Below are 21,871 nucleotides of genomic sequence, written 5' to 3'. Positions count from 1 at the left end.
AAGAGCAAATGAATATTGCACATTTGCTCTTTAAATATTAATTATTGGTTATTCATTTGATTTTCTATTTCATCTGCTACTTGTTGGACGTGTGTCCCTATAATAACTTGTGTATTATGCTTACCACTTTTTGTAACGCCAACTGCCCCAGCAGCTTTAATTTTTGCTTCATCGATAATACTATTATCAGCTAATTCCATACGTAATCGAGTCGCACAGTTTGTTAGTGACGTAATATTATCTTTACCACCTAAACCGGTCAATATTTCTGAAGCGCTATGTGAGTATTTATTACCATTTTTAGATTGAGCGTCATCTGTTGTTGTATTTTCTTCTGCAGGGTCTGGTACTAAGTTGTCTCCACGACCAGGTGTATTTAATTTCAATACTTTAATTGCTATTCTGAAGACCACATAATAAATCACAAAGAATACAACACCTTGAACGAGTAACATCAACGGATGGTTTGCATTTGGATTAATTAGCGACAATAAATAGTCAATGAGCCCTGCGCTGAAAGTAAATCCGGCCGTCCAATGGAATAATGCTGCAATAAATAATGATAATCCTGTTAAAAATGCGTGGATAACAAACAGTACGGGAGCCACAAACATAAATGCAAATTCAATCGGTTCTGTTACTCCTACGAAAAATGCTGAAATCGCACCCGCTAGCATTAAACCATAAACACGTTTTTTCTGTTTTGATTCAGCAGTATGATACATTGCTAAAGCAGCTGCAGGAACACCAAACATCATTACTGGGAAGAAACCAGCCATATATCTTCCTGTAACACCTTTCACTGCACCATCGCCAGTTTGGAATTTTGCAATATCATCAACACCGGCAAGGTTAAGCCAAAATACAGAATTTAATGCGTGATGCAGTCCTGTTGGTATTAACAAACGGTTAAAGAAACCATATAAGAAAGCACCAAATGGACCAAAGTCAATAATCCATTTACCAAAAGCTACAATGCCTCCATATACATACGGCCATACAAACAGTAATGCGACAGTTAAAAATAAACTGAAAAACGCAGTTAATATAGGCACTAATCGTTTACCACTAAAGAAAGATAAAGCCATAGGTAATTCCGTCTCGCTAAATTTATTATAGGAAAAAGCGGCGATTAAACCGATTAACATACCGACGAAAACATTTGAATTATCCATATGCGTGAATGCATCATTAACGTTTGCCGTCTTGACACCTAATAATGGTGCCAATTTTTCTGGGCTTAGCACAGTTGTTGTTAAAAAGTACCCTACAACAGCAGCTAACGCCACGGAACCATCATTCTTCTTAGCCATACCCAATGCGACCCCAACCGCAAATAGTACACCGAGTTGATCTAAAATACTCGTACCAGCATTCATGAAAAATGTAGCGACGACTGGCCAAAGTTTTAATGCGTTTAATGTATTCCCAATACCAACAATAATTGCTGCAGCTGGAAGTACAGCAATTGGTAACATCAACGATCTCCCTAATCGTTGTAAGAAATTAAACATAAAAATTCCCCCTTTTTATAATCGTACAAAAAACTACCACGTATACAAAATATACGTGGTAGCCTTTGTTTACAGTACGTTCTTGTACAATTACATAATAACATAACTTATTTTAAATTCGTATAATTATTTTTATTTATATAATTTCTACTTTGAAAAATCGTTATTATTTGTTATTAAAAGCTTCATTTAATTCTAATTGTAATTGACGCGTACTATTTTCTAATTGTTTTGTTAAATATTCTAATTTTTCATTTCTCTTCATAGATTTTGGTAAATCTTTTGTCTCTATTGGTTCACCAAATTTAATATGCGCATGACCTGTAATTAATCCTAAAATATTTTTAGGACCAACATATGCAGCAGGTAAAATAGGCGCACCACCCATCATTGCGATTGTCACGGCACCTCTTTTTAACGGTGCATCTTCAGTTAGTTGCTTACGTTGTCCTGTTGGGAAAATACCTACCGTTTTATTTTCTTTTAATAACTTAATTGGTCTTTTTAAAGTACTTGGACCTGGGTTTTCACGGTCTACAGGAAATGCGTTTAATGACAGTAAAAATTTCCCAAAGAATTTATTCTTAAACAATTCTTTCTTTGCCATGTAATGTATTGGCGTTGGGAAAATAGACATCCCTAACATGATTACTTCGTTGTAACTTTCATGTGTACATGTGGCAACATATTTATTCAATTGTGGAATGTTTTCTTTACCATGTACCGTTAACGATTTACTTACTTTTACTATTATAAAATATAAAATAGAACTTATTACTTTATACATGAGTTCACCTACTTTTTTAGCCTTTTGTTACCTTTTAGATTTTATCACTTAGTGTCTTCTCAAACAAGAAAATTAAGCAACAGTAATCAGACTAAAGTACTACTGCAAGTTACTAGCAATACATTGTAAAAACTATATAATATAGACATAGCGTATAGATTGGGAGGCAAATCATGTCAGAATATAATAAAGATGATCAACAAACAAATTTATCAAACAGCATAGAACAAAATAGCAAGAGCTATGAACAACCTCGGCATAGATACAAACCAAAATTCCCTTGGTTCAAAACAATTATAGTAGCGTTAATTGCTGGCATTATTGGGGCTATGATTGTATTAGGTGTCGGAAAATTACTGAATAATATGGGCTCAGACCATAATGGCTCGTCAGTACAAGAAGCATCTAATAGTAAAGGTGGTAATACTTTAGATGGCAAAAATGACCAACATTCATCAGTTAATAAAATGATTAACAATGTATCCCCTGCAATTGTTGGCGTCATCAATATGCAAAAAGCACAAAACTTAAATGACTTACTTGAAGGTAAATCTTCAAAATCACAAGAAGCCGGCGTTGGTTCAGGCGTAATCTATCAGAAAAATGATAATTCTGCTTACATCGTAACGAATAATCATGTTATTGATGGTGCGAGTGATATCAAAGTACAATTACATAATAACAAACAAGTGAGTGCAAAATTAGTTGGTAAAGATGCATTAACAGATATTGCAGTGTTAAAAATTAATCATACAGAAGGTACTAAAGCTATTAAATTTGCAAACTCATCAAAAGTTAAAACTGGAGATAGCGTATTCGCAATGGGTAATCCATTAGGCTTAGAATTTGCTAATTCAGTAACCTCAGGTATTATTTCGGCAAGTGAACGTACGATTGATACACAGACGGCTGCAGGAGCAAACAAAGTAAATGTATTGCAAACTGACGCTGCAATTAACCCAGGTAATTCTGGTGGTGCGCTAGTTGATATCAACGGTAACCTCGTAGGTATTAACTCAATGAAAATTTCCAATGAACAAGTTGAAGGTATTGGATTTGCTATACCAAGTAATGAAGTTAAAGTTACAATTAAAGAACTTGTTGAAAATGGTAAAATTGAGCGTCCATCCATTGGTATTGGTCTATTAAATCTAAGTGAAATTCCTGATAATTATAAATCAAAATTAGATACTAACCGTAAAGATGGTGTCTACGTGGCTAAAGTTGATAGTGATAACGGACTCAAAGAAGGCGACATTATCACAAAAATCGATAACAAAACTGTCAAAGAAGATACCGATTTAAAATCTTATCTATATCAACACAAAAAGCCTGGTGAACAAGTAAAACTTACGATCCAACGTAAAGGTGAAACAAAACAAGTTAACGTCACATTGAAAAAACTTAAATCAACATCTAAATCTACGCAATCAAGTTACGATGACAATCATGCAAACCCTTTTGAATAGATAATATCAATAATACAAAAGCACAACATTCAACTGAGTTACAGTTTGAACGTTGTGCTTTTTGTGTTTCCCGTCTATTTACTTTTATTTAAAGTTGACCATAAAGTATTTCTTTTTACCACGTCTTATTATTGCAAACGTATTGTCAATTTTATCTTCTGTTGTTAATTCATAATTTACATCTTGTTGACGCTCACCATTAATATAAATAGCGCCATTTGTTACATCTTCACGTGCTTGACGTTTAGAAGAAGAAATACCACTTTCTACGATTGCTTCAACAATATTAGTTGTCTCATGGCTAAGTTCAACTTGTGGTACATCTTTAAAGCCTTCTTTTAATTCTTGAGCTGATAAAGCTTTTAAATCACCACTAAATAATGCTGTGGAGATACGTTGAGCATCTTCTAAAGCAGCCTTACCGTGAATGAATTCCGTTACATTTTCAGCTAAAGCCTTTTGTGCTTCACGTAAGTGTGGTGCTTCTTCTAGAGATTGTTGTAACTTTTCGATTTCTTCTTTGTTTAAGAAAGTGAAGTATTTTAAGAATTTAATAACATCGTCGTCTTTTGTATTAATCCAAAATTGGTAGAATTCATACGGGCTCGTTTTATCTTCATCTAACCATACTGCGCCGCCTTCTGATTTACCAAATTTTTTACCGTCTGCTTTAACTACTAATGGGATTGTTAGACCATATGACTCACGATCACCATACATACGACGCATTAATTCTATACCGCTCGTAATATTACCCCATTGGTCTGAACCACCAATTTGTAATTTACAATCATACGTCTTGTTCAAATGACCAAAATCGATTGCTTGTAGTATTGTGTAAGTAAACTCAGTAAATGAAATACCATTTTCTAATCTCGTTTGAATAGAATCTTTACCTAATAAGTAATTAATACCGACATGTTTACCATAATCTCTCAAGAAGCTAATTAAAGATATTTGTTCTAGCCAATCTTTGTTATTGACTAAAATTGCGCCCTGTTCTGTACCAAATTCAAATAGTTTATGCATTTGTTTACTAATACCTTGCACATTTTTTTCTACTTGCTCTTCAGTTTGTAAAACACGTTCTTCAGATTTACCAGATGGGTCCCCTACCATTCCTGTGCCTCCACCAATTAGAACAATTGGACGATGTCCGTATTCTTGGAAACGACGTAAAGTTAACATCGGCAATAAGTGGCCAATATGTAAACTATCCGCAGTTGGGTCAGCACCACAGTATAAAGAAACTTGCTCTTTATTTAATAATGTTTCTAGACCTTCTTCATCAGTTTGTTGATAAATAAGTCCTCTCCATTTTAAATCTTCTAATAATGCACTTGTCATACTATCAACCTCCTATTTTCTGTAGATATTATTTTAGTATTAAATGAAAATCTATCGATAAACAAAAAACGCCCTTACATCAAAATGTAAGGGCGCTCGCGCACGGTACCACCAAACTCTAAGTCTATCAACTTTATTAATGATACGTTCATTAACTTAAACGTTGGATTATGTTTAAAACATTAATAAGGTGTATTCGCTTTAATTTAATTAATAGTTCGCACCAACCACTATTTCTCTGAAAATTAATATTAAAGTTACTTTTCCTTTAACCCAAAATAATATCGAATTGAATTTAATTATAAGTAAAGCTATTTTAAAAGTCAATATAGAAATGTGTTATAATAATTTCGTCGACAGGAGGTGCAGTCAAACATGGAAAACAATCAATACAAAGTAGGTACTTTAGCTAAATTTGAAGTTATTTATAAAAAAATCAAACATATATTCGTTGCTTTATTCGTAATAGTGGCATCTATAAGTATTATTTTGTTGGCTGCCTCCATATTATATTTTAGCCATCTAACGAAAGACGCGACCCATATGTCTGATAAAGAATTAAAATCAGAACTTCTGGATTTCCCTGGGAGCGATGCGTTACAAGATCGAAATCACGATATTTTAACAGCTTTCGACCGGTCAAATAATACATTAATCGTTGGACCTAAGAATGTAAACAATACGGTCATTAAAGCTCTGACTTCATCCGAAGATAGTTTATACTTTAAACATAACGGTATATTACCTAAAGCTTTATTGAGGGCAGTATTTCAGGATGTCTTTAATACACAAATATCATCTGGTGGCAGCACGATTACCCAACAATTAGTCAAAAATCAAATTTTAACGAATAAGAAAACATATTCACGTAAGGCAAATGAATTAGTATTAGCGATGCGTACTGAACAGCTATTTACCAAAAAAGAAATTTTATATATATACTTGAACATAGTCCCTTTTGGTAGAGATGATAATGGTGCTAATATTACAGGTATTGCATCCGCTTCATTTAGTTTATTTGGTAAATCTCCAAATAATCTTACCGTTGCCGAATCTGCATACATTGTTGGTTTATTACAAAGCCCCTACTATTATACGCCTTATAATTCTGATGGCTCTTTAAAATCACAAGAGCAACTATCTATCGGGTTAAATCGACAACATTATGTATTAAGACGTATGTTAGTTGAAGATAAAATTACGCATAAACAATTTGAAACGGCAGAAAAAGAAAATATTAAAGATACATTAAGAACGAATACTCAATAAAAAGCACACGGCTCATAATAATTTTGAGTCGTGTGTTTTTTTAAATATTAATTAGACCTTAGAATAGGCCTTTCGCATGTCCGTCATCTGTAACGTCCATGTTAAGTGCTGCAGGTTTTTTCGGTAATCCAGGCATCGTCATTATTGCACCAGTAAGTGCCACGATAAAGCCTGCGCCTGTTTTCGCTTCTAGTTCACGAATTGTAATTTCAAAATCACTTGGCGCACCAAGTTGTGTTTGATCATCTGAGAATGAATATTGTGTTTTAGCCATACAAACGGGATATTTGTCCCAGCCATTTTCTTTAAACGATGCAAGTTGTTTTTGCGCTTTATTAGTGAATGATACGCTTTTACCGCCATATATTTCTTTTACTATCGTTTCAATTTTGTCTTCTAATGGTAAATCTAAGTCATATAAATGTTTAAATGATTGTGGTTCATCTATGACTTCTAATACATTTTGTGCTAATACTTCACCACCGGCGCCACCTTTTTCCCAAACTTCTGTTAATGCTAGTCTTACGCCTTTATCTTTTGCCCACTGTTGAACAAATTCAGTTTCAGCATCTGTATCGTGAATAAAAGCATTTAAGGCAACAACAGGTTCAACGCCATATTTCTTTACATTGTCTACATGGCGTTCTAGATTTACAATACCTTGTTTAAGTGCTTCGACATTTTCTGTTTGCAAATCATCTTTAGGCACGCCGCCATGCATTTTTAACGCTCGAATTGTAGCTACTACAACCACAGCAGAAGGTTCAAACCCTGCTTCACGCGCTTTGATATTCATGAATTTTTCCGCACCTAAATCTGAACCGAACCCTGCTTCAGTTACTACAATGTCAGCTAAGTCACGTGCAGTTTCTGTTGCCAAAATAGAATTACAGCCATGGGCGATATTGGCAAATGGACCACCATGTACCAATGCTGGTGTACCTTCAATCGTTTGTACAAGATTAGGTTTAATGGCATCTTTTAAAATCATCGTTAATGCGCCCTCAACTTGTAAATCTGCTACTGTTACTGGTTTACGTGATTTTGTATAACCAATCGTAATTTCACTAATTTTAGTTCTTAAATCGTTAATACCCGTTGCTAAACATAAAATAGCCATTATTTCCGAAGCTACTGTAATGTTAAAACCATCTTCTCGCGGAATACCTTGTGTTGGACCTCCAAGTCCTACGTTTATTTGTCTTAAGGCACGGTCATTCATATCTAACACACGTTTCCATTCAATTCGGCGTTGATCAATATCTAATTCATTACCATGGTGCATATGATTATCTATAAACGCTGATAAAGCGTTATTAGCCGTAGTGATTGCATGGAAATCTCCATTGAAATGTAAATTAATGTCTTCCATTGGTAAAACTTGTGCATAGCCACCACCCGTTGCACCACCTTTAATACCGAAAGTTGGTCCAAGCGCTGGTTCACGTAAAGCGACCATTACTTTTTTCTTTAATCCATTGAGTGCATCAGCTAAACCAACAGTCACTGTCGATTTACCTTCCCCTGCTGGTGTCGGACTCATTGCTGTCACTAAAACGACCTTGCCTTTTTCTTTATTCTTGTTGATTTTATTAATATCAACTTTTGCTTTATATTTTCCATATTGCTCTAGTGCATCTTCTTCGATATTTACCTTTTGAGCAATCTCAGTAATAGGTTTTAATGTTGCATTATTCGCGATCTCTAAATCAGATAAATGTGCCACTTTAAATCCCCCTTAGTTTGGTTGTAATAAACAGAAACAAAAATAGAGACTTAGTCTTCTATATTTATATTATCGGACTCCCCTTAATTTGTCGACGTTTTAGGTAACGCTTACATAAAATATTCATTTTATCTATTAAAGTACATAAAAAAACGCTACCTTTTCAGATAGCGTTTTTATTTATGGTTTCAATAGCCATAACATTCTACATTTAATCTTCCATTGTACTTAAATCGCCTTCTGGCAAGTCAAGTTCCCAAGCTTTAAGTACACGTCTCATGATTTTACCTGAACGTGTTTTTGGAAGTTTGTCTTTAAATTCAATTTCTCTCGGTGCAGCATGGGCTGCTAAACCTTCTTTAACAAAGACACGAATTTCTTCTTTTAAATCATCCGTAGGTTCATAGCCCGGTTTTAAAGCTACGAATGCTTTAATAATTTCACCACGAACTGAATCAGGTTTACCAATTACCCCAGCCTCAGCTACTGCTTCATGCTCAACTAATTTTGATTCTACTTCGAATGGACCTACACGTTCACCTGCAGTCATAATTACATCATCGACACGACCTTGGAACCAGAAATATCCTTCTTCATCTTTGTAAGCAGAATCGCCTGAAACATACCAATCACCGATAAAGTATGAATCATATTTTTCAGGGTTTTTCCAAATTGAATGCATCATTGAAGGCCAACCTTTTTTCAATGCCAAGTTACCCATTCTATTTGGTGGTAATTCATTACCTTGGTCATCTACAATAGATGCCTCAACGCCTGGTAGTGGTTTACCCATTGAACCTAATTTAACATCCATTGAAGGATAGTTAACGATCATATGGCCACCTGTTTCAGTCATCCACCATGTATCTAATACACGTTTGCCAAATACTTCATAAGCCCATTTGATTACTTCTGGGTTTAATGGTTCACCTACCGATAAAATACTTTTTAGAGATGATAAATCATATTTTTTAATGACATCATCACCAGCACTCATTAACATACGCAATGCTGTAGGTGCAGTGTACCAAATTGTTACTTTAAATTCGTCTATCATTTTATACCAAGCTTCTGGTGAGAAACGACCACCAGCGATACAGTTAGTCGCACCATTTAACCATGGACTAAATACCCCATAAGAAGTACCAGTTACCCATCCAGGATCGGCTGTACACCAATAAACATCGTCATCAGTTAAATCTAATACATATTTACCTGAAATATAATGTACTAACATCGCTTTTTGTACATGTAATACACCTTTAGGTTGGCCAGTTGAACCTGAAGTATAATGTAAAATTAATCCATCATCTTCATTTAACCATTCAGTATCAAATTCCTTGCTAGCCGCTTCCATTTCTTTATTAAAATCAACGTAGTCACTCTCTACATTGTCATCTACAACTATAATTTTTTCTAAGTTAGGCAATTTATCTTGTGGAATTCTAGGTAATAAATCATTAGTTGTTACAATCACCTTAGCGTCACTGTTGTCTAATCTATCACCTACCGCTTTTTCCATAAATGCTTCAAATAATGGTCCAACTATAGCACCAATTTTTAAAATACCTAAAAAGGCAAAATATAATTCAGGTGTTCTAGGCATAAAAATAAATACTCTATCACCTTTTTCTACATTTGCCTTATCTTTAAGGACGTTAGCCGCCTTATTAGAATAATCTTTCATTTCACTGAAAGTATAACTTTCTTTACGTTCATCATCTTTATAATATAAAGCGACTTTATCTCCTTTGCCATCATCAACATGACGATCAATACATTCGTGTGCCATGTTCATTTTGCCTGTTTGATACCAAGAAAATGCTTTCTCCACCTTTTTCCAATCGAAGTTATTATACACTTCTTCGTAATTTGGTAGATTGAAGTTTCCTTGTTCCCCTTTATACACATCAACTTTCATTATGATATCCCCCTTAAAGTGAAATCGCTTTCTCAAAATCTATTATATCTAAAATATACCCAATTTTCAAAAAATTAAAAGTTAACTTTATTGTGTTAATTTACAATATTATCAATTATAATAATCATTAATAATAATAGTTATAATAAATATAAAGGTGGTGTATAAAGATTATGGAACATAAAAAAACATATGTGAAACAAACATATGAAATTGATAATAAGCAATATGTCATTGAAGGACCAGTGCCTGCGCAAGATTTAGAACATATGACATTTGATGAAGGCTTACATTCATTTAGATATCCAAATGAACAATTTGAAGCCATCAAAGAAATTAGCGAATTACCAGAAGGAAGAATTTACGTTTTAAAACATGAACATCATATTATTGGCTATGTCACTTATCATTATCCTGATCCATTAGAACGCTGGTCTAGTGGCAAGTTACCCTACCTAATCGAACTTGGCGCTATCGAAATTAGTTTACCTTATCGTTATTTACATTTAGGTACAGAATTAATTAAGTTAAGCCTATCGCAAGACGAAATCGAAGATTATATTATTATAACTACTGAATATTATTGGCATTGGGACTTGAAGAACTCTGGGTTAGATGTTTATGAATATAAAAAATTAATGCAAAAATTAATGGGATATGGGGGCCTTGAAGTTTTTGCAACTGACGATCCAGAAATAACAAGTCATCCTGCAAATTGTTTAATGGCTAGGATTGGTTCACGCATTACGATTAAACAATTACAAGCCTTCGATGATATTCGCTATATGAATCGCTTTTTCTTTTAAAGGGGAGAAAATTTATGAGTAACAATGAAACAACGGGTTATGTTTATGCGAATGCATTACTTCAATATCGTTTCGCAAATGATCATCCATTCAATCAAATGCGATTGAAACTAACAACTGAATTGTTGCAAGATTTAGGCTATCTCAAGACAAGTCATATAGTGAAACCACGTATTGCTACCGAAGAAGAACTATTGCTAATTCATTCATATGATTATATCCAAGCCATGAAACATGCTTCACACGGTATTTTAAGCGAGACAGAAGCCAAAAAATATGGCATAGATGGTGAAGATACCGTTCAGTTTAAACACATGCATAAGCACAGTGCTAGAATAGTTGGTGGCGCGTTAAATTTAGCAGATGAGATTATGTCGAACAAACGGAGAAATGGCTGTCATTTAGGTGGCGGTTTGCACCACGCTTTACCTGGACGCGCTAACGGTTTTTGTATATATAATGATGTTGCCATTACTATCGCCTATTTAATTAAACACTATCATTGCAAAGTATTATGTATAGACACAGATGCGCATCATGGAGACGGTACACAATGGAGCTTTTATACGAATGAAGATGTACTAACCTACTCAATTCACGAAACTGGGAAGTTTTTGTTTCCTGGTTCAGGTCATTACACAGAACGTGGTGATGAAAAAGGCTATGGTTGTACAGTTAACGTTCCACTCGAGCCTTTTACAGAAAATGAATCTTATTTAGAATCTTTTAAAAACACTATTACACCAATCATACAATCATACAAACCCGATATAATCGTTAGTGTACATGGCGTCGACATTCACTATTTAGACCCTTTGACTCACATGAGTTGCACATTAGATGCACTATATGAAATACCCTATATCATTAAAGCATTAGCAGATGAATATACAGACGGCAAAGTTTTAATGTTTGGTGGCGGTGGTTATAATATATGGGAGGTCGTGCCTCGCGCTTGGTCACACGTATTTTTAGCACTTTTAGGAGAAACTAAACAACAAGGACACCTACCACAAAAGTGGTTAGATAAATGGCAAAATTATGCTCCTTGTAAGTTATCTACCACTTGGAAAGATGAATTAGCAGATTATCCTTATATACCAAGAACAGCAGAAATCAGCGCAAGCAATTTAAAAGTCGCTAATTTAGTAAAATCTTGGTTTTAACAATAACATAGCCAAATACTATACAACTGACAACTTATCTAGAAGTTGCCAGTTTTTTCTCATTAACGGTACATGCTAAACTTCTAAGTCTTGCATACCATAACTAAAAAAGAAAATGAATTTCATTCATAAATTACCTTATTCTTAAATATATTTATAATTTATTCAACTATGCATAAATCCCCTTTTATTTTGAGCAAGACTCCTGACGGAACAGAAAGTGTCTCGAGACCACAGACTCGAGCCTTTCCCGTAGTAAACGTAACTCAAAATAGATAAATCTTATTTGCATTTCATAACTAAAAAAGAAAATGAATTTCATTCATAAATTACCTTATTCTTAAATATATTTATAATTTATTCAACTATGCATAAATCCCCTTTTATTTTGAGCAAGACTCCTGACGGAATAGAAAGTGTCTCGAGACCACAGGCTCGAGCCTTTCCCGTAGGAAAGCGTAGCTCAAAATAAATATATAATTACACTTCAGCTAATCAAACAACATAGTCGATAATAATGAAAAAACCAATCAATATATTTAAATTATCGATTGGTTTCTTTTGCTTATATTATTTTGTTGTACCACGATATTCAATTCTGTGTGGTAATATAACATTTGGTTCTTCAATTTCTTCTTCATTCATGTATTTTGTTAACAATCTCATGCCTACCGCACCGATGTCATATAATGGTTGAATAACACTAGATAATTGTGGTCTTACCATTTCTACCAATCTAGTATTATTAAAACTTACGATTTGAACATCATCAGGGATGTTAACACCTTCGTCTTGTGCACTATGTACAAGTCCGATAGCTTGTTCATCACTAATAGATAAAATTGCATCTAATTTTGATTTATCCAATGCTTCAAATGCACGAATACCATCTTTATACGTTTCATTACCATTAAATACTTGGTTTTCATTCAATGATAAATTGTGTTTAGATAATACATTTTTTAAACCAATTAACACTTCATCTTGCGCTTTTTTAGAATAATTGCCACCAACAAAACCAAATTCTTTGGCACCATTGTTAATCAATTCTTCCGTTACTTCTTCAGCAGCAGTTTTAAAATCAATATTTACTGAAGCAATACCATCATCTTTGCCATTTGTACCAGAAACTACTACAGGTACAGACGATTTGTTAATTAAATCTTTGATTTCTTCTGAAATCGTACCACCTAAAAAGATAATGCCATCAACTTGTTTACTTAATAAGTTATTAAAAATTTCTTTTTCCTTAACAGGATCATTATCAGAGTTAGAAATAATTGAATGATATTTGTACATCGTAGCAATATCTTCTAACCCTCTTGCTAATTGAGAGTAATAAACATTCGAAATATCTGGGATTATTACACCAACCGTTGTTGTTCTTTTACTTGCTAAGCCTCTTGCTACAGCATTTGGACGGTAATTTAATTTTTCAATTACTGCATTTACTTTGTCTCTTGTTTCAGGTTTAACATTTTGGTTTCCATTAACTACGCGTGAAACTGTCGCCATTGAAACTCTTGCTTCGCGCGCTACGTCATAAATTGTAACAGTCATAACTTCCTCCTTGTAAGCGTTTTATTTATTATTATATCCTGTTTTCATCACATTTTCAAAGTTTACCACATTTTAGATTCTACGCAAATAAATTTGTTTTAATGTCACAATACTGTCAAAGCTATCATGGCACCTTTTACCACAAAAATACCCTTATTAATCTGCCAAAAATAAATTTAGCATTTAATAAGGGTATATGATGAATAATTTAAGAAAAATTATTTAATTTTTTTACTATTATACATATCTGCTAATGGCTTAATTTCGTTATAGAAATTATCAAATTCTTTTAAGTCCATTTGCTGACCGCTATCACTTAAAGCAACAGATGGATCAGGGTGAACCTCAGCCATGATACCGTCTGCACCAACAGCTAAGCCTGCTTTGGCAGTTGGTAACATAATGTCTTTACGACCAGTACTGTGCGTAACATCGACCATAACAGGTAAATGTGTGCCTTGTTTTAATACAGGTACTGCAGAAATATCTAATGTATTTCTTGTCGCTTTTTCGTAAGTACGGATACCACGTTCACATAAGATAATGTTGTTGTTACCTTGTGCTGCAATGTATTCAGCTGCGAAAATAAATTCTTCAACTGTAGCTGACATACCACGTTTTAAAAGAATCGGTTTCTTAGTGCGTCCTGCTTCTTTTAATAATTCAAAGTTTTGCATGTTACGCGCACCAATTTGGAATACGTCTAAATATTCATCAGCGATTTCAAAGTCTGCCGGATTTACGATTTCACTTACCACGTTTAAATCGTATTTATCTTTAGTGTTTTTAAGTATTTTCAATCCTTCTACGCCTAAGCCTTGGAAATCGTAAGGTGAAGTACGTGGTTTAAATGCGCCACCTCTAATAAATTTCTCACCTTTTGCATGTAAATCTGCTGCTACAGCATCCACTTGTTCTTGTGACTCAACTGAACATGGGCCAAAGACGAATGATTTATTACCGTCACCGATGATACCACCGTTATCAAATTGAACGATTGTATCTTCTGGTTTTAATTTTCTTGATACATATAAATGTTTTTCATTTTCTGATTTTTGTAGATCAGTAGAGGCTTTAAAAATTTCTTTAAATAATTGTTTAATCACATTATCATTAAACGGTCCCTCATTATTATCTAAAAGTACATTAATCATTTCTTTTTCACGTTGAGGGTCATATACAAGTGTACCTTGTTTACGTTTTTCTTCCCCTATTTTTTGAGCGATTTTCCCTCTTTTAGATAATAGTTTTAGAATTTCATCATTAATTTCAACAATTTCATCTCTGTATTCTTTTAATTTATCTGACATTTTATTCACCTCTATGAAAATATTTAAACTGTATATATTATTCTGCTTTAAAGCAGTAAAATATATGTTGGAAATTATTGTAACAATATCTTATCCGAAGTTCAAGTATAGAATTTATATTTTGACTTCTAAAATAGAATAACTCTTATGATAACTGAATTTTCTGTCATTTGCTAGAGAAAATTATACACCTTATGCAACAATTTATATTATTGTTTTTCACATATATTAACACCATATGCACTTATTCTTTTTGTACTTAAATAAAAAGACAAACCCAACTTAACGTTTAAGTTAGGCTTGTCTTTATTACCACAACTTATATTTCAATCTGTCGTATTAATAACATATACTTACGCATTAATCATTAAATGTCTTTTTATCTATTTTACTTGAAGCTTTTTCACCTGAATTTTTATGAGTAGGTCTATTCTTTTTATAATTTGTTTCTTTTGATGACTCTACATTACTATCTGATGCTTCAACCTTGCTATTATTAGCTAAGTTATTAGATGCTTTGTCGTGCACGATATGACCATTTTTGAAAACTACTGTTTCATGCGTTTGTTCAACGCGTTTTTCTGCTGAGTCTGATGCAACACTACCAGAATTATTATTTTCTTTAGTTGTTGCATTAGCATTATTTGATGTTTTTTCATTATCAGAAGTGACTGAGGCAGTACCGGCTGCTCCCCCTACTGTTGCAGTTCCAGCCGCTGCAGCTGCTGCACCTTTTGAATCAGTTAATTTAAAGTCGTCTTCTTTAACATTAATGCTTTTTGTAACTAAATTAGGAACGTCTCCGTCGAATTTACCTTGAGTTGGTTGTTCAGGTTGTAATAATTGTTTAGTATTTTGTGCAACAACGCTGTCGTTATACATTGCTTCATGCTTTTCTTTTGCAGCAAGCGCTAATTTGTTTGCACTTACTTTATTAGACTCTTCTGTTGAAGCTACTGTATCATCATCTTGTTGTGTGCTGTCAGTTGCAGCCTTATTGTCATTAGCATTACTTGCTACTGCTCCAGCACCAACTGCTGCCGTTTTATTATCATCATTTGATACAGATGGATCTGCTAAATCATTTTGTGAAGATTCTTTTTGGATTGCATTTTGTTGCGCATTTAATTCTTTATTAGAAGGCGTGCCTTCAGTTGGCTGTTGTTGTTTGTCAGTATTGTCTTTATTTGCAGCTAAACCTGCTGTAGTACCTGCAGTGGCACCAACAGCTACACCGCCTACAGTCGCTGCTGAATTAGATGAGTTATCTGTTGGTTCATGTTTTGCAGGGTTAGATAAATTATTTTCAGAAGCTTCTTCTTGAATAGCAGCTTTTTGTGCTGAGATTTCTGAATCACTTACTGTAGATTTAATATTATTAACTTCATTTTCTGCTTGTTGACGTTGTTCTTCTGATTGTTTAATAATACTAGATCTAAATTCACTCGTACTTTGTTCAAAACCTTTATTACGTTTTGATTTTGTAGTAACTAACCCGATTGCTGTACCGATAACTGCACCGATTACAAAGCCATAGACAAAGTTACTTCTATCTTCATTATTATACTCTTCAGGAACTTCATAACGCTCTAGATTTCTTTCATAATTATCACGGTTATAATATGTCATAATGATTTCCTCCTATAGCAAATGCACTTAAATAAAGTAACAACCTCATTTAAGTGCATTTGTTTGTGTAAGTATATAAGTTATTTATTCTCTACACGAGTAGTATAGCTATGATTTGCATCATTTGCTACGCTACTTGTTTTGTAGTTAGCACTTTCTCTACGAGTTCTTCTATTTTGCCATTTGTCTGCAATTTCCATTGCAACGTTTGACCATTGAACAACTTGAGAAATTTTATCTTCATTTTGAGAAATATTGTGCGTAATAGAATTAGTTACGCGGTCAACTGACCCGTTTAATGTTTGAACTGAGTCACCGATACCTTTCACAGCATCAACTACTGAGTTCAATCTTTCTGATTTACCTTGAATATCTTCAGTTAAACGATTAGCTTTATGAAGTAAATCAGTTGATTCACGTGTAATACCTTGAACTTGACCTTCTACTCCATCAAGTGTCTTAGCTACGTGATCTAAGTTTTTCTTAACTGAAATTAACACTACAACAATTCCAATTACTAAAATTAGAAAAGCTATTGCCGCGATAATTCCAGCAATGGGTAAAATCCATTCCATCAAAAACGCCTCCTAATAAACATATGTTGTTATTTTATTTTAATACCCAACTCATTTTAACATAAACATATTAAAATTCATTAACAACATCGAGATTTTCCATATATGCACGCTGAATTTTTTGTATATCACCAGCACCCATAAATAATACCACAGCATCATTATATTGTTCTAATAAATTAACACTAACTTCGTCAATTAATTGCGCACCGTCTATGCGTTTCAGTAAATCTTGTATCGTTAGATTGCCTGAATTTTCTCTAATAGAACCAAATATTTCACATAAGAAAGTGTGGTCAGCTTTACTTAAACAATCAGCAAACTCTTGTAAAAACGCTTTCGTTCTACTAAAAGTATGTGGTTGGAAAACTGCGATGACTTCTTTGTTTGGATATTTTTTTCTTGCTGTTTCAATTGTAGCACTAATTTCTCTTGGATGATGTGCATAATCATCAACAAGTACTTGATTAACTACTTTTGTTTCGTTAAATCTTCTTTTTACACCACCAAATGTTTCTAAAGCTTCTTTAATGTTATCAATATCAAGTTCTTCAAGATAACTAATAGTAATAACTGATAAAGCATTTAAAATATTATGGTCCCCATATTGAGGTGATAGGAATGTATCGAAAAATTTATTATTGATATAAACATCAAATTGTGTACCTTTTTCACTAATTTGGATATTGTCCGCATAGACATCATCATTAGTTGAAAAACCATAATAGTAAACAGGTACATTGGCTTGAATACCACGTAAATAAGGATCATCGCCCCATGCAATGATAGCTTTTTTCACATTATGAGACATCTCTTGAAAGGCGCTTACCACATCGTCTATGTCTTTGAAATAATCCGGATGGTCAAAATCAATATTTGTCATAATTGCATAATCTGGATGATAGCTTAAGAAGTGACGTTTATATTCACATGCTTCAAAAGCAAAATATTCACTCGCAGGAATGCCTAATCCTGTACCGTCACCAATGAGGAATGACGTTTTTTTATCGCCATTCATAACATGTGATAATAAGCCAGTAGTTGACGTTTTACCGTGTGCACCAGTAACAGCAACTGAAGTATATTGATTAATAACATGACCTAAGAAATCATGATATCGTATTACATCTAATTTTAATTCATGCGCTCTAACAATTTCTTCATGTACGTCAGGGAATGCATTACCTTGGACTACTACCATATCTTCTTCGATGTTATTCGCATCAAAAGGTAGAATCTTAATTCCTTTATTTCTAAGTGCCACTTCTGTGAAGACATAGCTTTCAATGTCAGAACCTTGAACTTCATTTCCAAGATCGTGCATGATTTGTGCTAATGAACTCATACCAGCACCTTTTATACCGACAAAATGATAATGTGTCATATAAACACTCCCTTTTTTATTTATTTAATTCATTTAAATCAGTTTCAGTTAGATAAACATCTCTAGGTTTAGAACCGTTTGATTCTGAAATATAACCGAGTTGTTCTAATTGATCGACGATTCTTGCTGCACGATTATAACCTATTTGGAAATGTCTTTGGATTAACGATGTTGAAATATGTCCTTCTTGAACCATAAAATTACAAACATCATTAAATAAATCATCTTGTGGCGCACTTTCAGTTTTTTTCAGTAATTCTTTTTCCTCAAAAAGATACTCAGGGTCTCGTTGTTGCTTAACAAAATCAACAACATCATCTATTTCTTCATCAGAAACAAATGTACCTTGAACACGAATTGGTTTATTCATACCACTTCCTAAGTAAAGCATATCACCATAACCTAGTAAACGTTCTGCACCACCACTATCTAAAATCGTTCTAGAATCCACGCTAGATGATACCATAAAGGCAATTCTTGTTGGAATATTAGCTTTAATAAGGCCAGTAATAACGTTAACTGATGGTCGTTGTGTTGCTACTAACATATGGATACCACAAGCACGCGCTTTTTGCGCAATACGAGCGATAGATTGTTCCACATCTTGTGGGGCCATCATCATTAAATCAGCTAATTCATCAATAACTATAACAATTTTAGGCATTCTATCCTCATAATTTGCTTTTTTATTGAACGCTGTAATATTACGGACATGATATTTGGCAAATAGCTTATAACGACGTTCCATTTCTTCAACAGCCCATTTTAAACTTTGTGTTGCTGCTTTAACGTCAGTAATTACTGGCGAAACTAAATGAGGCAAATCATTATATGGTGCTAATTCTACCATTTTAGGATCGATAAGTAATAATTTTAACTCTTCTGGATGATTTTTATAAATAAGTGATAACAAGATACTATTTATACAAACAGATTTACCAGAACCTGTAGCACCAGCAATAAGCGCATGCGGTGTTTTGGCAATATCCATTAATAATGGTTTATTATTAATTCGATAACCCATAGCTACAGTTAATTTGGATTCAGCACTTCTAAACTCTTCTGTGTCAATGATTGATCTAATATTTACTTTTGTAGAAGATTGATTTGGCACTTCTATACCTACTAAACTTGTGCCAGGTATTGGTGCTTCAATTCGTATATCTTTAGCGGCAAGTGCCATTTTAATATCGTCTTGTAAAGCAGTGATTCTAGACACTTTCACACCTTTTTCTACAGACAATTCAAAGCGTGTAACACTTGGGCCTTCAGTAACAGATTGGACCTCTGCAGGTACGTTGAAATAGTAAAATGCATCATTTAATTCTTGTTTCTTTTCTTCAATCCAACTATTATCAATTTCATGTTCTTCAGGACGTTCTAATAAAGACACGTCAGGCAATTTCAAGCTTGGACCTCTTCGAATCGTTCTCGTTTCATAATTTTGTTGTTCACTGTCGTTATTTAACTGATCTTGGTTATTGTCAGTGTTATTTTGAACTTCACTCATATCATTTGAAGCATCATTATTTAATGATTCGACACCCTGATTATCTTCAGTTGTTTCATTTGTTATAGCGTCTTCATTTAAGGTCGAACCATCATTGTATCCTTCATTAATTGAATCGCTATTTTTTACATCTTCTTGCTTATTTTCATTTGTAGATGTCGATGATACTTCAGGTTCCAGATTAGGAACATTCACACTTTTTGCCTTACGTGCATCCATCATACGTTTTTTATCTGAAGGTGTCATAACTACATTAAATGGTTTAGCTGATTTTTTTACTGCTGTATTTTTATTACTTGATGTATTTTGGGATTGTTGTGTCGTATTTTGATTCTGTTTATTCACATCACGATAGGCAGACTTATCCATATTAGAAGTAGTCGCACGCATTGCCTTATCTTCAACAGAATTATTTGTAGCGTTATTTTCGACAGACTGTTGCTCACTTAACGTTGTATTGTCTTCGTCTGACTCTACACTATCATCTTCTAGGTTTTGCGGTTCAGTAATCTCATTAGTTAACTCTTCTTGAGACTCTCCTATTTCACGATATTCGGCATCTGACACATTATGTTCTGACACACTGTCATCATGCTGATGATTAACGTCTGCAGTTTCTGCAGTTTCTGCAATTTCTTCTATATCGTCACTATTTTCTTCTGAAGTTTGAGGTGATTCTATCGTATTAGACGCTTCAGAGTCACTTGAATTTACTTCTACATCCTCATCTTGAACAGTATGTACATCGCTTACGTTACTTAAGTCAACTTCTTCATACTTGAAATGATTTTCTTCATCAGCAATATGAAGCGAGTCGTTCTCTCCATTATTCTGCGTTTCCTGTTCTACTGTTGTGTCATCATTTTGTGTTTGCTTATCATTATCAACTAATGAACTATCACCAATATATTGTTGTGCTTGCTTAGCATACATTTCGTCAATTGCTTTTTGGATACTATCTTTTTCAGCATCATCTTGCTCTTGTCTTTTTTGTTGTAATGCTTTTTTAAATTGACGTTTCTTTAATACTTTACGTTCTCTTTCTCTTCTTATTTCTTCAACTATTTGAGAAGCATAAAAATTATTAATATTAATAGTATTATCTTTTTTCGTCGTTTTAGGTGTTGTATTAGTTGAGTCAGTATTTATTTCTATGTCATCAGCTTGTATATCATTTTCAAAATTGTCAGTTGCTATATCAGCGTCATACTGATTTGATGATGTATTGTTCTCAGTAGCTTCAGAGTTTGCTGTTGTTTGGAATTGACTTGATTCAGTTTCTTGTTGCATTTCATTTTGTTGGTCACTGTCATCCTTCGTATCCGCTTCATCTTCTGAAGGAATAACACCATTCTTTAATTGACGTCTTTTTTTAGTACCAAATATCGCAGAAGGCACCTCAGAAGCTCTAAAATCAGAATGTCTTGAGCTGTGCTCCGTATTTTTTGAAGATGATTGCGCTCTTAATACTTCTGTTTGTATGCTTATATGTGATTTCTTAGCATTAGATTTATAATCATGCTTTTGTGCATCGCCATTTTTAGTTTGGCGTTGTTGTTCATTACTCACGTCCTCACGACGTCTTCTGTGTCGTTTATTATCGACCTGTTTATGCGTTTGAGATTCATCTCGATAATTATGTGTATCTCCACTAGAATGATTAGCAGTGTGGTCTATATCGGCATCTTGATGCTTTGCTTCTTCAACGACACGCATTGGGAATCTAAATTTACCTCTAGGGCGATCATATACATCATTATTCTGAGGAAGTAATGTGTCTTGCTCATCACTTTGATTAGCTTTTTGACGACGTTTATTTCTGTTATTTAGATAGTCTTCATTTGAGTCATTCTCTTCTCCAAATAATTTGTCGAACCAGCTCATATTGACATTACCTC

At 33.8% G+C, this 21,871-nt stretch carries 15 protein-coding genes; 4 read left to right on the top strand and 11 right to left on the bottom strand.

Features of this window, described 5'->3' with window-relative positions; all coding sequences use genetic code 11:
* Positions 1 to 41 precede the first annotated feature (41 nt).
* Both nagE and ISP08_RS05635 read right to left on the bottom strand, forming a co-directional pair.
* On the bottom strand, positions 42 to 1,514 hold the full coding sequence (nagE, locus tag ISP08_RS05640) for an N-acetylglucosamine-specific PTS transporter subunit IIBC (protein WP_195717987.1): 1,473 nt from the start codon (positions 1,512 to 1,514) through the stop codon (positions 42 to 44).
* A 166-nt stretch (positions 1,515 to 1,680) separates the two neighbouring features.
* The gene (locus tag ISP08_RS05635) at positions 1,681 to 2,301 is read right to left on the bottom strand and encodes a lysophospholipid acyltransferase family protein (RefSeq protein ID WP_048793428.1); all 621 of its coding nucleotides are present in this window, start codon (positions 2,299 to 2,301) and stop codon (positions 1,681 to 1,683) included.
* A 173-nt stretch (positions 2,302 to 2,474) separates the two neighbouring features.
* Between ISP08_RS05635 and ISP08_RS05630 the strand changes: the two genes are divergently transcribed.
* A complete protein-coding gene (locus ISP08_RS05630) occupies positions 2,475 to 3,770 on the top strand; it encodes a S1C family serine protease (RefSeq protein WP_195717986.1) in 1,296 nt (431 codons plus the stop codon).
* 84 nt (positions 3,771 to 3,854) lie between these two features.
* Here the strand turns inward: ISP08_RS05630 and tyrS are convergent, their stop codons facing one another.
* Entirely contained in the window at positions 3,855 to 5,117 is a 1,263-nt protein-coding gene (tyrS, locus tag ISP08_RS05625; protein WP_195717985.1) for a tyrosine--tRNA ligase, read from the bottom strand.
* 375 nt (positions 5,118 to 5,492) lie between these two features.
* On the opposite strand from tyrS, the gene ISP08_RS05620 reads away from it, so the two are divergent.
* Positions 5,493 to 6,386, top strand: coding sequence for a biosynthetic peptidoglycan transglycosylase (locus tag ISP08_RS05620; RefSeq protein WP_195717984.1), 894 nt, complete (start codon positions 5,493 to 5,495; stop codon positions 6,384 to 6,386).
* Positions 6,387 to 6,444: 58 nt separating this feature from the next.
* Here the strand turns inward: ISP08_RS05620 and ISP08_RS05615 are convergent, their stop codons facing one another.
* Complete coding sequence (locus tag ISP08_RS05615; RefSeq protein ID WP_195717983.1) at positions 6,445 to 8,112, bottom strand: formate--tetrahydrofolate ligase; 1,668 nt, start codon at positions 8,110 to 8,112, stop codon at positions 6,445 to 6,447.
* Positions 8,113 to 8,323: 211 nt separating this feature from the next.
* Entirely contained in the window at positions 8,324 to 10,033 is a 1,710-nt protein-coding gene (gene acsA, locus ISP08_RS05610; RefSeq protein WP_195717982.1) for an acetate--CoA ligase, read from the bottom strand.
* Positions 10,034 to 10,206: 173 nt separating this feature from the next.
* Between acsA and ISP08_RS05605 the strand changes: the two genes are divergently transcribed.
* Entirely contained in the window at positions 10,207 to 10,839 is a 633-nt protein-coding gene (locus ISP08_RS05605) for an N-acetyltransferase (RefSeq protein ID WP_195717981.1), read from the top strand.
* Positions 10,840 to 10,853: 14 nt separating this feature from the next.
* A complete protein-coding gene (locus tag ISP08_RS05600; protein WP_195717980.1) occupies positions 10,854 to 12,005 on the top strand; it encodes an acetoin utilization protein AcuC in 1,152 nt (383 codons plus the stop codon).
* Between the two features lie 570 nt (positions 12,006 to 12,575).
* Here the strand turns inward: ISP08_RS05600 and ccpA are convergent.
* From ccpA to ISP08_RS05570, 6 genes are all read right to left on the bottom strand, one after another.
* Complete coding sequence (gene ccpA, locus ISP08_RS05595) at positions 12,576 to 13,565, bottom strand: catabolite control protein A (protein WP_048794406.1); 990 nt, start codon at positions 13,563 to 13,565, stop codon at positions 12,576 to 12,578.
* Between the two features lie 218 nt (positions 13,566 to 13,783).
* Positions 13,784 to 14,875 carry a bifunctional 3-deoxy-7-phosphoheptulonate synthase/chorismate mutase gene (locus ISP08_RS05590; RefSeq protein WP_195716354.1) on the bottom strand — a complete coding sequence of 364 codons (1,092 nt, stop codon included), beginning with the start codon at positions 14,873 to 14,875 and terminating at the stop codon, positions 13,784 to 13,786.
* Between the two features lie 360 nt (positions 14,876 to 15,235).
* Positions 15,236 to 16,504 carry a YtxH domain-containing protein gene (locus ISP08_RS05585; protein WP_195717979.1) on the bottom strand — a complete coding sequence of 423 codons (1,269 nt, stop codon included), beginning with the start codon at positions 16,502 to 16,504 and terminating at the stop codon, positions 15,236 to 15,238.
* A gap of 80 nt (positions 16,505 to 16,584) precedes the next feature.
* A complete protein-coding gene (locus ISP08_RS05580) occupies positions 16,585 to 17,079 on the bottom strand; it encodes a DUF948 domain-containing protein (protein ID WP_048794409.1) in 495 nt (164 codons plus the stop codon).
* A gap of 70 nt (positions 17,080 to 17,149) precedes the next feature.
* A complete protein-coding gene (murC, locus tag ISP08_RS05575; protein WP_195717978.1) occupies positions 17,150 to 18,463 on the bottom strand; it encodes a UDP-N-acetylmuramate--L-alanine ligase in 1,314 nt (437 codons plus the stop codon).
* Positions 18,464 to 18,479: 16 nt separating this feature from the next.
* Positions 18,480 to 21,857, bottom strand: coding sequence for a DNA translocase FtsK (locus tag ISP08_RS05570; protein ID WP_195717977.1), 3,378 nt, complete (start codon positions 21,855 to 21,857; stop codon positions 18,480 to 18,482).
* Positions 21,858 to 21,871: the final 14 nt, after the last annotated feature.

Origin of the sequence: Staphylococcus lloydii, from assembly GCF_015775975.1 — a bacterium.
In the GTDB taxonomy this organism is placed as follows: Bacteria; Bacillota; Bacilli; order Staphylococcales; family Staphylococcaceae; genus Staphylococcus; species Staphylococcus lloydii.
This window is presented reverse-complemented; position numbering and strand designations above follow the sequence as displayed.